The sequence below is a fragment of the Pseudomonas sp. P179 genome (assembly GCF_000478485.2).
GTDB classification, from domain to species: Bacteria; Pseudomonadota; Gammaproteobacteria; order Pseudomonadales; family Pseudomonadaceae; genus Pseudomonas; species Pseudomonas aeruginosa.
In genome coordinates this window covers 5,517,804-5,531,799 of record NZ_KI517354.1, presented here as the reverse complement: position 1 = coordinate 5,531,799, position 13,996 = coordinate 5,517,804, and the positions used below count along the sequence as shown (strand labels likewise).

Annotated in this window: 11 protein-coding genes and 1 pseudogene; 7 read left to right on the top strand and 5 right to left on the bottom strand. The window is 69.0% G+C overall.

Annotation, left to right across the window (positions count from 1 at the left end; all coding sequences use genetic code 11):
- Window positions 1-27 precede the first annotated feature (27 nt).
- From HMPREF1224_RS37785 to HMPREF1224_RS37775, 3 genes are read left to right on the top strand one after another with little or no spacing between them, the layout of a single operon-like run.
- Complete coding sequence (locus tag HMPREF1224_RS37785; protein WP_003122953.1) at window positions 28-1,629, top strand: 5-guanidino-2-oxopentanoate decarboxylase; 1,602 nt, start codon at window positions 28-30, stop codon at window positions 1,627-1,629.
- A gap of 13 nt (window positions 1,630-1,642) precedes the next feature.
- On the top strand, window positions 1,643-3,025 hold the full coding sequence (locus HMPREF1224_RS37780) for an FAD-binding oxidoreductase (RefSeq protein ID WP_003082956.1): 1,383 nt from the start codon (window positions 1,643-1,645) through the stop codon (window positions 3,023-3,025).
- Between the two features lie 44 nt (window positions 3,026-3,069).
- Window positions 3,070-3,798, top strand: a complete 729-nt coding sequence (locus tag HMPREF1224_RS37775) for an MBL fold metallo-hydrolase (RefSeq protein ID WP_003118669.1) — start codon at window positions 3,070-3,072, stop codon at window positions 3,796-3,798.
- A 59-nt stretch (window positions 3,799-3,857) separates the two neighbouring features.
- Here the strand turns inward: HMPREF1224_RS37775 and HMPREF1224_RS46005 are convergent, their stop codons facing one another.
- Window positions 3,858-3,992 (bottom strand): PA1414 family protein, encoded by a 135-nt coding sequence (locus HMPREF1224_RS46005; protein WP_003087006.1) that lies wholly within the window; start codon window positions 3,990-3,992, stop codon window positions 3,858-3,860.
- A 154-nt stretch (window positions 3,993-4,146) separates the two neighbouring features.
- Window positions 4,147-5,019, bottom strand: a complete 873-nt coding sequence (locus HMPREF1224_RS37770) for a putrescine utilization regulator PtrR (RefSeq protein WP_003082949.1) — start codon at window positions 5,017-5,019, stop codon at window positions 4,147-4,149.
- Between the two features lie 104 nt (window positions 5,020-5,123).
- Here HMPREF1224_RS37770 and HMPREF1224_RS37765 point away from each other — a divergent pair, with 104 nt between their 5' ends.
- On the top strand, window positions 5,124-6,317 hold the full coding sequence (locus HMPREF1224_RS37765) for an MFS transporter (protein ID WP_003105421.1): 1,194 nt from the start codon (window positions 5,124-5,126) through the stop codon (window positions 6,315-6,317).
- Here HMPREF1224_RS37765 and HMPREF1224_RS37760 read toward each other — a convergent pair.
- The 3 genes from HMPREF1224_RS37760 to aphA all read right to left on the bottom strand — a co-directional run bounded on the left by HMPREF1224_RS37760 (window position 6,277) and on the right by aphA (window position 9,547).
- Entirely contained in the window at window positions 6,277-7,188 is a 912-nt protein-coding gene (locus tag HMPREF1224_RS37760) for a DMT family transporter (protein ID WP_003105419.1), read from the bottom strand. The genes HMPREF1224_RS37765 and HMPREF1224_RS37760 overlap by 41 nt on opposite strands.
- A 216-nt stretch (window positions 7,189-7,404) precedes the next feature.
- Complete coding sequence (locus HMPREF1224_RS37755; protein WP_003082943.1) at window positions 7,405-8,496, bottom strand: extracellular solute-binding protein; 1,092 nt, start codon at window positions 8,494-8,496, stop codon at window positions 7,405-7,407.
- 10 nt (window positions 8,497-8,506) lie between these two features.
- Window positions 8,507-9,547, bottom strand: a complete 1,041-nt coding sequence (gene aphA / locus HMPREF1224_RS37750; RefSeq protein ID WP_003105417.1) for an acetylpolyamine amidohydrolase AphA — start codon at window positions 9,545-9,547, stop codon at window positions 8,507-8,509.
- A 209-nt stretch (window positions 9,548-9,756) separates the two neighbouring features.
- On the opposite strand from aphA, the gene HMPREF1224_RS37745 reads away from it, so the two are divergent.
- The 3 genes and pseudogenes from HMPREF1224_RS37745 (at window position 9,757) to HMPREF1224_RS0112450 (ending at window position 13,980) form a co-directional block, all read left to right on the top strand.
- A complete protein-coding gene (locus HMPREF1224_RS37745) occupies window positions 9,757-12,180 on the top strand; it encodes a DUF3772 domain-containing protein (protein WP_003162347.1) in 2,424 nt (807 codons plus the stop codon).
- A 66-nt stretch (window positions 12,181-12,246) separates the two neighbouring features.
- Complete coding sequence (locus HMPREF1224_RS37740) at window positions 12,247-13,188, top strand: class I SAM-dependent methyltransferase (RefSeq protein ID WP_003082935.1); 942 nt, start codon at window positions 12,247-12,249, stop codon at window positions 13,186-13,188.
- 35 nt (window positions 13,189-13,223) lie between these two features.
- Window positions 13,224-13,980 (top strand): annotated as a pseudogene (locus HMPREF1224_RS0112450) (nucleotidyltransferase domain-containing protein).
- Window positions 13,981-13,996 lie beyond the last annotated feature (16 nt).

Here is a 13,996-nt window from a genome sequence, read left to right as displayed (position 1 = left end):
TCCCGAGAACATGAAAAAGGAACGGCCATGACCACCTGCGGCGAATTCCTCGTCAAGCAACTCGAAGCCTGGGGCGTCGAGACCGTCTTCGGCATCCCCGGCGTGCATACCGTAGAGCTCTATCGCGGCCTGCCCGGCAGCCGTATCCGCCATGTCACCCCGCGCCACGAGCAGGGCGCCGGCTTCATGGCGGACGGCTACGCACGGGTCACCGGCAAGCCCGGCGTGTGCTTCATCATCACCGGCCCGGGGATGACCAACATCCTCACCGCCATGGCCCAGGCCTACGCCGACTCGATTCCGATGCTGGTGATCTCCAGCGTCAACGAACGCGCGCGCCTGGCCCACGGCAACGGCTACCTGCACGAGCTGCCGAACCAGCGCAACCTGGTAGGCAACGTCTGCGCCTTCAGCCATACCCTGATGAGCGCCGAGGAGCTGCCGGCGGTGCTCGCCCGCGCCTTCGCCGTGTTCGACAGCGAGCGGCCGCGGCCGGTGCACATCGAGCTGCCGCTCGACGTCATCACCGCGCCCGCCGAACACCTGGCCCTGCGCCCACGCACCGTCGCCAGCCGCCCGGCGCCGGCCCTCGCGCCCTTGCGCGAGGCCGCGGCGCGCCTGCGCAACGCGAAGAAGCCACTGCTGCTGCTCGGCGGCGGCTGCGTCGAGGCCGCCGCCGAAGCGCGTGCCCTGGCCGCCGCGCTGGACGCGCCGACCGCCCTGACGATCAACGCCAAGGGCCTGCTACCGGCCGACCACCCGCTGCTGCTGGGCAGCAACCAGTCCTGCGTGCCGGTACGCGAGCTGGCCGCCGAGGCCGACGTGGTGCTGGCCATCGGCACCGAGCTGGGCGAAACCGACTACGACGTGGTGTTCGACGGCGGCTTCGCCCTCGATGGCGAGTTGATCCGCATCGACATCGACCCGCAGCAACTGATGCGCAACTACACGCCGAGCCTGGCCATCCACAGCGACGCCCGGCTGGCCATGCGCGTGCTGCTGGCCGAACTGCCGGGCGGCGAGGCCTCGCCGGACAGCCCCGGGGCCCGGCGCGCCGCCGCCGTGCGCCAGCGCCTGGCCGAAGACTTCGCCGGCTGGTCGCACTATCGCCAGCTGTTCGCCGCGATCCTCGCCGAGTGGCCGGACGCCCGCTTCGTCGGCGACTCGACCCAGACCGTCTACAGCGGCAACCACCTGGTCGATCTCGACGAGCCGCGCCGCTGGTTCAACGCCTCCACCGGCTACGGCACCCTCGGCTATGGCCTGCCCGCCGCCATCGGCGCCAAGCTCGGTGAGCCGGGACGCCCGGTGGTCAGCCTGATGGGCGATGGCGGCCTGCAGTTCACCCTGCCGGAACTGGCCAGCGCGGTGGAAGCCAAGGTCGGCATCGTCGTGCTGCTGTGGAACAACCACGGCTATGGCGAGATCAAGCGCTACATGGAGCGGCGCGAGATCACTCCGCTCGGGGTCGATATCTACACCCCGGACTTCCTCGCCATCGCCCGCGGCTTCGGCTGCGCCGCCGAACGCGCGCGCGATCTCGAACACCTGCGCGAACTGCTGCGCGGCGCCCCGGCGGACCGTCCGCTGATCGTCGAGGTGCTGCAAGCCGCGCCCTTCCATCCCTGACCCGGAGCCCGCCATGGACGATTCCGAACTCTACCGCTCCCTCTGCGAGATCCTCGGCGCCCGTGGCGTGCGCGACAGTGCCGCGCTCGCCGGGCAGGACCCCGGCTACCATCCGCAGAACCTCGCCGGAAGCTTCCTGGTCCTGCCGGAAAGCACCGACCAGGTCGCCGCCGTGGTGCGTCTGTGCCGCCAGGCGGGACGCGCCCTGGTACCCCAGGGCGGACTCACCGGCCTGGTCGGCGGCGGCGCCGCGCAAGCCGGCGACGTGCTGCTCTCGCTGCGCAGGCTGAACCGCATACATCGGCTGGATGCGGCCAGCCAGACCCTCGACCTCGACGCCGGCGTCACCCTCGAACAGGCCCAGGCGCTGGCCGCCGAGGCCGGACTCGACCCCGGCATCGATCTCGCCGCGCGCGGCAGCGCCAGCATCGGCGGGCTGGTCGCGACCAACGCCGGCGGCATCCGCGCCTTCCGCTTCGGCACCATGCGCCAGCGCGTGCTCGGCCTGGAAGCGGTACTCGCCGACGGCAGCGTCTACAGCGACCTGCGCGGGCTGCTGAAGAACACCACCGGCTACGACCTCAAGCAGTTGTTCGTCGGCGCCGAAGGCACCCTCGGCATCGTCACCCGTGCGGTACTGCGCCTGGAGCCGTTGCAGCGTCCCGGCGCCACCGCCCTGCTCGGCCTGCCCGACGTCGACGCGGCGATCACCATCGCCGCGCGCCTGCGCCGCGAGCACGCCGAACGCCTGTTCGCCTGCGAGATCCTCTGGCACGACTACCTGCAATGCACCGCCGCACCCATGGGCGACAGCGCGCCGAGCCTGGCGCCCTGCCCTCTCTACCTGCTGGTGGAACTGGCCGAGGACCGCCACCTGGATGCCGGCGAGGCGCTCACCGCCCTGCTGGAAGACTGCTTCGAGGACGGGCTGGTGGAAGACGCCCTGCTCGCCGCCAACGAAACCCAGCGCCTGGCCATCTGGCGCCTGCGCGAAGACTCCGACGCAGCCATCCACGCCGGCGTCGACAGCCTGTCCTTCGACGTATCGCTGCCGGTGCCGGCCCTGGCCGGCTACGTCGAGCGCATCCGGCGGCGCCTGGACGACCTGGTGAAGGGCATGCAGGTCTTCCTCTTCGGCCATTTCCTCGACGGCAACCTGCACGTCATGCTCGCCGCCGACGTCCCGCTGCTGCCGCTGCACCAGGCGGTGGAGGAAATCCTCTACGGCGAGTTGGGCGAATGCGCTGGCGTGATCTCCGCCGAGCACGGCATCGGCCTGGAGAAGAAGGAAGCCCTGGGACGCTACGCCGATCCGCTGAAGCTCGCGCTGATGGCGCAGATCAAGGAACTGCTCGACCCCAGCGGGCTGTTCAACCCGGGCAAGGTCATACCCTGAACGCCTATCCTTCTGGGATAGCCTTTCCACCGACAGAGACCGCGATGAGAATCGTCAGCCGCGACCGCTGGTTCGAAACCCGGCACTTCTACAACGGTATCAGCCTGATCCACGAGCCCTACGTGCGCCCCTTCTATCGCTGCAACATGTGGCATGTCCAGGGCCGCGAGCGCGACGTGCTGGTGGACAGCGGCTCCGGTCTGGTCAGCCTGCGCGAGCAACTGCCCTGGCTCACCGAACGACCGCTGCTGGCGGTGGCCAGCCACACCCACTTCGACCATATCGCCGGCCACCACGAATTCGCCGAGCGCCTGGCGCATCCGGCCGAGGCGGAGATCCTCGCCGCGCCGGACGGCGACAACACCCTGGCGCGCGCCTATGTCGGCGACGAGATGTTCGAGGCGCATCCGGAGTGCCCGCTGTGCTACGCCGAATACCGGGTGCGAGCAGCGCCGGCGACCCGACTGATCGACGAAGGCGACGTGCTCGATCTCGGCGACCGCGTGCTGCAGGTGCTGCACACGCCCGGGCACTCGCCGGGCGGCATCAGCCTGTGGGAAGCGGCGACACAGACGCTGTTTTCCGGCGACATCGTCTACGACGGTCCGCTGGTTGAGGACGCCTATCATTCCAACCTCGACGACTATGCCTCCAGCCTCGCGCGCCTGCGCGAGCTACCGGTGCGCACCGTGCATGGCGGGCATTTCGCGAGCTTTTCCGGGGAGCGTTTGAGGGAAATGATCGTCGCCTGGTTCAGGAACCACGATCGATAGACCAAAACCGGGACTCTGGCCAGCGCCGCAGGCGGAGGCCAGAGCGTCGGGGAACCGGCTCAGCGACGTTGCCGCGCGGCGAGGCGCCGGCGTTGCTCGTCGTTTTCCACCGGGATGGGTTGCATGCGCGGGGGCTCGATCAGGCCAAGGGCGACACCGAGTTGCCACGCCAGGTTTTGCAGCCAGAGTTTCATGACAGGCCCCTTGTCCAAGGGAAGGAGAATCGGGCGACCTGACAAGTCAGGTCGCCCTAGGAAAGAGTAGACCGGCGTCCCACTCTCCGCACGTTCCACTCCGTCCTTGGAAACAACTTTACTGCGGGAAACCGGCCCCGGACCCTGACCTGAATCAAGCCAACGCCGATTCCCGCCCTTGCAGGAGACCGATCCAGGCCTTCAGGTTGGCGCCGACCATGCCCTTGCGCCAGACCAGCCAGGTATTCGCCCGGGCGAACGGTTCGGCCAGCGCATGCACCGCCACCGACTCCCGCCCCGGCAGGCTTTGCAGCATCGACACCGGCATCAGCGCCACCCCGCCGCCGGCCACCACGCAGGCCAGCATGCTGTGGTAGGACTCGATCTCCATCACCCGGCCCATGCTCACCCGCGCGCTGGCGAACCAGGACTCCAGCAGCAGGCGATAGGAGCAGCGCGGGCGGAAGGCGATCACCGCGCTGCCGGCCACATCCTCGGGACCGCGCACCGGCGGGTGGCCATTCTCGGTGACCAGCACCATGCGCTCCTCGAACATCGGCAGGCCCTCCAGACCGTCGAAGTCCAGCGGGCCGTCCACCAGCACGGCATCCAGGCGCCCGCCCAGCAGCGACTCGACCAGCTCGCCGCTGGGCGCGGTCTGCAATTGCAGGTTCACCGCCGGATAGCGCCGGTGGTATTCCGCCAGGCGCGGCGGCAGGTGGATCGCCGCGGTGCTGTACATCGAGCCGAGGGCGAAGTCGCCCACCGGTTCGCCCCCCTGCACCGCCGCGCGCGCCTCCTCCTGCAGGGCGAACAGCCGCGCGGCGTAGTCCAGCAGGACCTTGCCGGCCGGCGACAGTTGCAGGCGCTGGCGTTCGCGGAGGAACAGGTCGACGCCAAGCTGTTCCTCCAGTTGCCGCAGGCGCGTCGACAGGTTCGACGGCACCCGGTGCAGGCGTTCGGCGGCGCGGGCGATGGAGCCTTCCTCGGCGACCGCCTGGAAAATCCTCAACTGGCCGAACTCCACGACTAATTCTCCAAAACAGAACAAGTAATTCACGATTATTCATTTTTACAGAATTGCCGCAAGACCTAACCTGCTGCCATTCATCCCCCGGCAGGAATCCGCACATGTCCCGTGATTTTCTTCGTTCGCCGCTGGTCGGCCTGCTCGCCTGCCTGCTGGCACTGGTGGTCGCCATGGGGGTCGGGCGCTTCTCCCTGACCCCGCAACTGCCGCACCTGATCCGCGAAGGCCAGCTCGACCTGACCGGCGCCGGCCTGCTGGCCGCCGCCAACTACCTCGGCTACCTGGTCGGCGCGCTGGACGCGCTGTTCGCCCGCGAAGCGCGGCAGGCGCGCTTACGCCTGCTGGTCGGGCTATGGGCCTGCTTCGGCCTGACCCTGGCCTCGGTCTGGGCCGAGGGCTTCTGGCCGCACGCGCTGCTGCGCTTCGGTCTTGGCGTGGCCAGCGCCTGGGTACTGATCATGGTCACCGCCCTCAGCCAGCGCCTCGCCGCGGAAAGCGGTCGGGCCCGGCTGGGCGCGCTGGTGTTCGCCGGCCCCGGCATCGGGGTGATGGTCACCGGCCTGCTGGCGGCATTGGGCAACGCCCTGGGCCAGGACTCGGTGTTCATCTGGAAGCTCTTCGCCGACCTCGCGCTGGTCCTGATCCTCATGCTCCTGCCGCTGCTGCCGCGCCCGGCCGCACGCAGCGCCGGCCACGACGCGCCTGCCACGGCAAGCGAGAACGCCGGCCTCGGCCGCCTGACCTGGGCCTACGGACTGGTCGGCCTCGGCTACATCATCCCGGCCACCTTTCTCTCGCAGATGGCCGCGGCGCGTTTCCACGGGCAATGGCAGGCCGACCTGTTCTGGCCCTGCTTCGGCCTGGCCTCGGCCACCGGGGTAGTGCTGATCAGCCTGCGCCGGCAGCGCCCGGACGGCACCCGCCGCTGGCTGGTCGGCGCGCTCTGGCTACAGGCCCTCGGCGTGCTCGCCTGCCTGCTGCCGGGGATCGGCGGGCTGGCCCTGGGGGTAGTGCTGACCGGCCTGCCGTTCCTCGCCGGCATGCAACTGGTGATGCAATACGCCCGCGAACTGGCGCCGCATACGCCGCAGCGCAACGCCGGCCAACTGACCACCGGTTTCGCCCTCGGCCAGTTGCTCGGCCCGCTGCTGGCGGCGCTCAGCACGCATTTCGCCGGCGGCCTGCAACCGGCGCTGGCGCTCGCCGGGCTCGGCCTGGTCTTCGCCGGCCTGCTGTTGCGCCGGCCGCACTCGCTCAGCGTCGCAGCAGGCGTCGCAGCCACTGCTCGCCGCTGACCAGGGTGATGCCGGCGAGGACCAGCGCCGCGCCGGCGACGAAGTTCAGGCTGAGCGGCTCGCCCAGCAGCAATACGCCGAAGGTGACGCCGAACAGGGGGGTCATGAAGGAGAAGATCGCCAGGTTGTTCGCCAGGTAGCGACGCAGCAACCAGAACCAGCAGAAGTAGCTGGCGAACGACACCACCACGCCCTGGAACAGCACGCTGGCGGTGCTCACCGGGGTCCAGCGGACCTCGCCGAGCTGGCCGCTGAAAAGAGCGATCAGCAATAACCCGGCGCATGCCACGAACAATTGGTAGAACAGCGTCAGGCTTGGCGGTGCCTCGGACAGCCGGGTGCCGCGCACTGCCACCGTGGTCGCGCCCCAGGACATCCCGGCGAGCAGGCCGAAGGCGTCACCGAGCAGCATCCGCCCATCCATTTCCGCCCACGACAGGCCTCCGCCGAAGGCCACCGCGATGCCGCTGAAGCACACCGCCACGCCCAGCCACTGCAAGGGCCGCAGGCGTTCGCTGGGAAGCAGGAAGTGCAGCCCGAGGGCAGAGAAGATCGGCGCGGTATAGAGGAACACCGACATGTGCGAAGCCGTGGTGTATTGCAGGCCGAGGGCGATGAACAGGAACTCCAGGGCGAACAGCGTGCCGGTCAGCAGGCCGGCGCCCAGGGTGCCCTGGCGCAAGCCCTCCCAGCCGCCGCGCCAGCACATCAGCAGGCCGACCAGGGCGGCGGCGATGCCGGAACGGATGGCCGCCTGCATCACCGGCGCGATGTCCGTCGCCGCCCACTTGATGGTCACCTGCTGGATGCCCCAGATCACGCAGAGCAACAGCATCGTCTGGAAGGCGAAGGCATCGGCGGACTTACGCATGGCGGACTCACAGGCAGGCATGGAAGGAAGCGGCCGCCAGCGGCGACCGTCGGGCAGCGCCATTATGGACAAGCCGGCGCGCCCGGTCGAAGCCTGGAAGCGACCTCCAGCGGGCCGTGGGCGGCGGTTCCGGCCCGCTCGCCTGGCCTGCGGGGCGTGACGCATAGCGCCTGTGGCGCTATGCGTCCTGCGAACCCGCCATCTGGCCGCGGCCGCTCATTTGCCGGTCTTGATCTTGCTCCAGGTCCGCGTGCGCAGTCGCTCCAGCTTCGGCGGCAGCATCTCCACCGAATACAGCCTGGCCTGCACTTCTTCCGGCGGGTAGACGTTCGGGTTGTCGCGCAACTCCGCCGAGATCAAGCCGTCCGCCGCCTTGTTCGGGTTGGCGTAGGCCACGTAGTCGGAGATCGGCGCCACCACCTCCGGGCGCAGCAGATAGTCGAGGAAGGCGTGCGCCTGCTCGACGTTCTTCGCGTCGCGCGGGATCGCCAGCACGTCGAACCAGGCCGCGGCGCCCTCCTTCGGGATGCGGTACTCGATGCGTATGCCGTTCTTCGCTTCCCTGGCCCGGTTGGCCGCCTGCATCGCTCCGCCGGACCAGGCGATGGCCACGCAGACGTTGCCGTTGGCCAGGTCGCTGACGAACTTCGAGGAACTGAAGTAGGTGATGTACGGGCGCAGCTTCGCCAGGTGCTCCTCGGCTCGGCGGTAGTCTTCCGGTTGGTGGCTGTTGGGCGACAGGCCGAGATAGTGCAGCACCTCGGGGATCACCTCGGTGGGCGAGTCGAGGAAGGCCACGCCGCACTGTTGCAGCTTCGCCAGGTTCTCCGGCTTGAACACCAGGTCCCAGGAGTCCAGCGGCGCATCGTCGCCGAGCACCGCGCGGACCTTGTCGAGGTTGTAGGCGATGCCGTTGGTGCCCCACATGTAGGGCATCACGTAGCGGTTGCCGGGGTCCTTGCCGGCGAGCACCTTGAGCAGGGCCGGATTGAGGTTCTTCCAGTTCGGCAGCTTGCTCTTGTCCAGCGGCTGGAACACCTCGGCCTTCAGGTAGTTAGGCAGGAAGCTGTCGCTGGGCACCACCAGGTCGTAGCCGGAATGCCCGGACAGCAGCTTGGCCTCCAGCACCTCGTTGCTGTCGTAGACGTCGTACTTCGGCGCGATGCCGGTCTGCGCCTGGAAGTTCTTCAGGGTGTCCGGGGCGATGTAGTCGAACCAGTTGTAGATCCGTACTTCCGGCGCGGCCTGGACCAGCCCGGCGGAAACGGCCAGCGCGAGGCCGGCCAGCAGCTTGCGAGTCGATTGCATGCTTCGCTCCTCAGCGGGCCGCGCCTTCGTAGCCCTGCAGCACGTTGACCGCGTTGATGCCGATGGCTTCCACCGCATAGCCGCCTTCCATGATGAACAGGGTCGGCAGGCCCAGCCGGGCGATGCGCTCGCCCATCCGCAGGTAGTCCGGCGAATCCAGCCTGAACTGGGAGATCGGGTCCTCCTTGTAGGTGTCCACGCCAAGGGAAATCACCAGGGCATCCGGGGCGTAGCCGGCGATCCGCACGCATGCGTCGTCGAGCGCCGCCGACCAGAGGTCCCAGCCGCTGCCATGGGCCAGCGGATAGTTGTGGTTGCAGCCCTCGCCGGCGCCTTCGCCGCGCTCGTCTGCGTAGCCGAGGAAGTACGGGTATTCGACCCGCGGATCGCCATGGATCGAGGCGAACAGAACATCGTCGCGGCGGTAGAAAATGTCCTGGGTGCCGTTGCCATGGTGATAGTCGACATCAAGGATCGCCACGCGCCGGGCACCCTGGTCGAGGAACGCCTGGGTGGCGATGGCGGCATTGTTGAGGAAGCAGTAGCCGCCCATGAAGTCGCCACCGGCGTGATGGCCCGGCGGACGGCAGAGGGCGAAGGCGCTGCGGGCGCCCTGGCGCATATGCTCCTGGGCGGTCAGCGCGACCTGGGCGGAGCTGTAGATGGCCTGCCAGGTGCCGGCGGTGATCGGCGCCTCGGTGTCGAAGCTGTAGTAGCCCAGCTCGCCCATCAGCGCCGTGGGGATCGGCCCGTCGCGGCGCAGGCGGCGGCCGGGGAAGGTGGTGGACACCAGGTCGCCGCTGTGGCCTTCGGCGGTCCAGCGGGCCCAGGCGCCCTGGAGGAAGTCCAGGTAGGCGGCGTCGTGGATGCGCAGCAGCGGCTCGCGGCCGAAATCCTTCGGCGCGATCACCTCGCCAAGGTTCTGCGACTTCACCCGGGCCAGCACGGTGTCGGCCCGGCTGGGCATTTCGAAACAGGGTTGCAGCTTGCCGTCGACCAGTTCCGACTGGCCGAAGTGCAGACGATGATCGTCGCTGTAGACGCTCAGCATGGAGAGACCTCGCAGGTTTCTTGTTCTTGGTGGAGGGATTCTGCCCAGCGCGCGGTCGCGGCAAAACGGCGGCGGCGGCCAAAAAGGGATCGATATGGCCAGAATCCATGTCCCTTTAGCGCCGCCTGGCGATTATCGACGCGGGGAATTACTCGGCGCCCGCGCCGGTCCATACTGCTTGAGCCAGTCAGGATCGAAAGGGGGATTCGATGAGGCGCGCCAGCCTGCATATGTTGCTCTGCCAGTTCGCCATGGCCCTGGGCCTGCTCCTGAGCCTGGGCAGCGAGGCCTGGGCCGCCAGGCCGGCTCCGCAGGCGGCCGTCGACCTGGAAGCGCCGCCCGCCCTGGCCGAGGACGCCAGCCTCGACCAGCTCAACGCGCAACTCGACCTGATCCGCCAGCGCGTTACCGCCGACGCCAGCGACGACCTCCTCGCCGAGTTGCGCCAGAGCGCGCTGCAAGTCCAGCGCCAGGCCGACGCCCTACTCGCGCTGCGGGTGGCCGACATCGAGCGGCTCGACGATCAGTTGAAAGTGATCGGCCCGCCGCAGCCCGACGAGGCGGAAAGCCTCGCCGCCCAGCGCCAGGCCCTGACCCGGCAGAAGAACGCCCTGCTCGATGACGAACGCCAGGCCACCCAGCTCGGCCAGTCGTCCCGCGACCTGGCGGCACAGATCGTCAACCTGCGCCGCAGCCTGTTCAACTCGCAGATCAGCAGCCGCGCGGCGACACCGTTCAGCCCGAGCTTCTGGTCGACCCTGATCCGTCCCACCGACGACGACCTGCGCCGGCTGGACAAGCTGAAGGCGGAGGCCCTGGTCGCCTTCGACAGCGCCATCGCGCCCGGACACCGCTGGGCCTTCGCCGGAACCCTGCTGGCCACCGTGCTGGTCTGGAGCTTCGGCCGCCGCCTGCTGGAGCGCATGCTTACCTGGGCGATGATCCGCTGGCTGCCGGAAGGCCGCCTGCGGCGCAGCGCCCTGGCCCTGGCGGTCGGGCTGGCGACCATCCTGACCATCGTCGGCGCGGTGTCGCTGATGCGCTGGGGCCTGGAAAGCAACGCCAGCCTGAGCCCCGACATGGCCAGCCTGACCGATCAACTGGTGAGCCTGGCGACCTTCTGCGCCTTCATCGCCGGCCTCGGCCGCGCCCTGCTGATGCTGCCGCGACCATCCTGGCGGCTGCCGGCGATCCCGGACAGGATCGCCAGCGCCCTCGGCCCGTTCCCGGCGATCCTCGCGGTGGCGCTGATGCTGGTGGCCACCGAGGAACGGATCAACAGCGTCACCGGCACCAGCCTGGCCCTGACCGTCGCCCTCAACGGCCTGACCGCGCTGGTCACCGCGCTGATCTTCGCCGCCGCCCTGCTGCGCTACCACCATGTGCGGCGCAAGCACGACCTGGAGCGGCCAGGCGGGATCGCCGGGCTGATCCCCTTCGTCGCCTCGGTATGGATCGCGGCGATCCTCCTCGCCCTGTTCACCGGCTACCTCTCGCTGGCCTACTTCCTCACCGGCAAGCTGCTGTGGATCAGCGTGATCGCGGCCACCACCTACCTGCTGATCGCTTTCTTCGGCGACATCTGCGAAACCCTGCTCTCGCCCAAGCATCCCAGCGGCCTGGCGCTGGCCAATGCGCTCGGCCTGTCGCCGCGCCACCAGGCCCAGGCCAGCACGGTGCTGGCCGGGGTCGGCCGCACCCTGCTGCTGCTCACCGCGCTGCTGCTGGCCTTCCTTCCGGTCGGCTCGAGCCCCAGCGAACTGCTGCAGGGCTTCGCCCAACTGGGCGAAAGCAGCAAGACCCTGGGCAACCTGAACATCGTCCCGCAGGACATCCTGGTCGCCCTGCTGCTGTTCGTCGGCGGCCTGTTCGCCCTGCGCATCGTCAAGCGCTGGCTGAGCGAGCGGTTGCTGCCGGAAACCAACATGGACGCCGGCATGCGCGCCTCGCTGGTGACCCTGGTCGGCTACCTCGGCTTCGTGCTCCTGGCGATGCTGGTGATGTCCACCCTGCGCATCAACCTGACCAGCCTGACCTGGGTGGTCAGCGCCCTCTCGGTAGGCATCGGCTTCGGCCTGCAGGCCATCGTGCAGAACTTCATTTCCGGCCTGATCCTGCTGACCGAGCGGCCGGTGAAGGTCGGCGACTGGGTCAGCCTGGGCGGGGTGGAGGGCGATATCCGGCGGATCAACGTGCGCGCCACCGAGATCCAGATGGGCGACCGCTCCACGGTGATCGTGCCGAACTCGCAGTTCATCTCCCAGACCGTGCGCAACGTGACCATGGGCAATGCCCTCGGGGTGGTCGGGGTGAACCTGACCCTGCCGCTGGACACCGACGCGATGAAGGTCCGCGAACTGCTCCTGCAGGCCTTCGCCGAACACCCGGCGATCCTCGACGCACCGGCGCCCTCGGTGACGTTCAAGGATCTCGCCAGCAACGGCCTGGTGCTCAACGCCAGCGGCTTCGTCAACAGCCCGCGTTCGGTGGCCGGCGCGCGCAGCGACCTGCTCTTCACCATCCTCGACCGCTTGCGCAGCGAAGGCATCGCGCTGTCCTCGCCGCAGAGCCTGCTGATGATCCAGGATGGCGGCCCGGCCAACGCCGCGCCTGCGCCCGCGACGCCCGATTGAAGCGAAGGGGCGGACTGGCCGTCACGCAACGGGTAGAATCCGCCCCTTTTTCAACGCCGAACCGCCATGAATCGCGAAGCCCTCGATACCCTCCTCCAGCACCTGCTCGCCGCGCTGTCCCCGGCGCCGGCGGAGACCCGCCGTCTGTTCCATGGTCGCGGCCGCTGCTGGCCGGGCCTGGAACAATTGACCGCGGACTGGCTGCAGGGCGTCCTGCTGGTGACTCTGTTCAAGGAGCCGCAGCCGGAGGAACTGCAGGCCTTGCGCCGGACCCTGGGGCAACTGACCACGGCGCCGGCCTGGGCTGCGAGCCAGGGCCGACACCTGGTCCTGCAGCACCGCTACCGCCCAGACAGCGCCTGCGAATGGCTGTCGGGCGAGCCGCTGGAAACCTGGGACATCGTGGAAAACGGACTGCGCTTCCGCCTCGACCTGGGGCGCAACCAGAACACCGGGCTGTTCCTCGACATGCGCCTGGGCCGCCGCTGGGTGCAGGAGCAGGCCGCCGGCCGCCGCGTGCTCAACCTGTTCGCCTACACCTGCGGCTTCTCGGTGGCGGCCATTGCCGGCGGCGCCAGCCAGGTGGTCAACCTGGACATGGCCCGCGGCCCGCTCAACCGCGGCCGCGACAATCACCGCCTGAACGGCCACGACCTCGGCCGGGTGAGCTTCCTCGGCCACGAACTGTTCAAGTCCTGGGGCAAGCTGCGCAAGCTCGGCCCGTACGACCTGGTGATCGTCGATCCGCCGAGCTTCCAGAAAGGCAGCTTCGTCCTGACCCAGGACTACCGCAGGATCCTCCGCCGCCTGCCGGAACTGCTGGTGCCCGGCGGCACCCTGCTGGCCTGTATCAATGACCCGGCCATCGGCCCCGACTTCCTCCTCGAGGAAACCGCCCGCGAGGCGCCGTCGCTGCACTTCGTCGAACGCCTGGAGAATCCGCCGGAGTTCCCCGATGTCGACCCCGCGGCGGGCCTCAAGGCGCTGCTGTTCCGCAACGCAGGCTGATCGACGCGCGGGCGGCGTGTCGCTAGGCTGTCGGCATGGACATGCCCGATGGCTTCATCCCCCTGCCGCCACGCGTCGAACCGCAGGCGGCCTTTCGCCCCCTGCTCGACGACCTGCGCCGAACCCTGGCCCGGCCTCCGTTCGAGCGGGCCGTGCACAGCATCTACCTGTACGGCAGCGTCGCCCGCGGCGAGGCCATCACGGGGCGCTCCGACCTCGACCTGACCCTGGTCCTGCGCGACCCGCCCAGCCCCGAACTGGCCGCGCAACTGGAAACCGCGCGCCTGGCATTGCAGGCGCGCCACCCGGAAGTCAGCAAGATCGATTTCGATATCGGCCACCTGGACCAGGCCCGCGATCCGGCCAACCGCGATAGCTGGGGCTATTGGCTCAAGCACCGCTGCCGCTGCCTGTGGGGGCGAAGACCTGGCCAGCGACCTGCCGCCCTTGCGTCCGGCGAAAGCCATCGCCCTGGCCCTCAACGGCGACTATGCGCAGGTGCTGGAAGACTATGCGCGACGCCTGGAAAGCGCGTCCTCGGAGGAGGAGCGCCGCCTGCAACGAGAAGCGGCGAAGAAGCTGATCCGCTCCAGCGACATCCTTCGCGGGGAGACGGAAAGCGTCTGGCCGGAGACCCTGGAGCATTACCTGGCGCTGTTTCGCGCGCGGCACCCCGGACAGGCGCCAGCCCTGGAATATTTCAAGGCCGTGCTGGACGGCCAGGTCACCGACCCGGCGGTGTTCATCGAGCGCCTGCGCGCATTCAGCGCCTGGATGCAGCGCCAGGCGTAGCCCGCCGAGACGGTCG

Bases quoted from the DNA above. Each gene is read 5' to 3' on its own strand.
- HMPREF1224_RS37785 (WP_003122953.1), top strand. From the start codon at position 28: ATGACCACCTGCGGCGAATTCCTCGTCAAGCAACTCGAAGCCTGGGGC.
- HMPREF1224_RS37780 (WP_003082956.1), top strand. From the start codon at position 1,643: ATGGACGATTCCGAACTCTACCGCTCCCTCTGCGAGATCCTCGGCGCC.
- HMPREF1224_RS37775 (WP_003118669.1), top strand. From the start codon at position 3,070: ATGAGAATCGTCAGCCGCGACCGCTGGTTCGAAACCCGGCACTTCTAC.
- HMPREF1224_RS46005 (WP_003087006.1), bottom strand. From the start codon at position 3,992: ATGAAACTCTGGCTGCAAAACCTGGCGTGGCAACTCGGTGTCGCCCTT.
- HMPREF1224_RS37765 (WP_003105421.1), top strand. From the start codon at position 5,124: ATGTCCCGTGATTTTCTTCGTTCGCCGCTGGTCGGCCTGCTCGCCTGC.
- HMPREF1224_RS37760 (WP_003105419.1), bottom strand. From the start codon at position 7,188: ATGCGTAAGTCCGCCGATGCCTTCGCCTTCCAGACGATGCTGTTGCTC.
- HMPREF1224_RS37755 (WP_003082943.1), bottom strand. From the start codon at position 8,496: ATGCAATCGACTCGCAAGCTGCTGGCCGGCCTCGCGCTGGCCGTTTCC.
- aphA (WP_003105417.1), bottom strand. From the start codon at position 9,547: ATGCTGAGCGTCTACAGCGACGATCATCGTCTGCACTTCGGCCAGTCG.
- HMPREF1224_RS37745 (WP_003162347.1), top strand. From the start codon at position 9,757: ATGAGGCGCGCCAGCCTGCATATGTTGCTCTGCCAGTTCGCCATGGCC.
- HMPREF1224_RS37740 (WP_003082935.1), top strand. From the start codon at position 12,247: ATGAATCGCGAAGCCCTCGATACCCTCCTCCAGCACCTGCTCGCCGCG.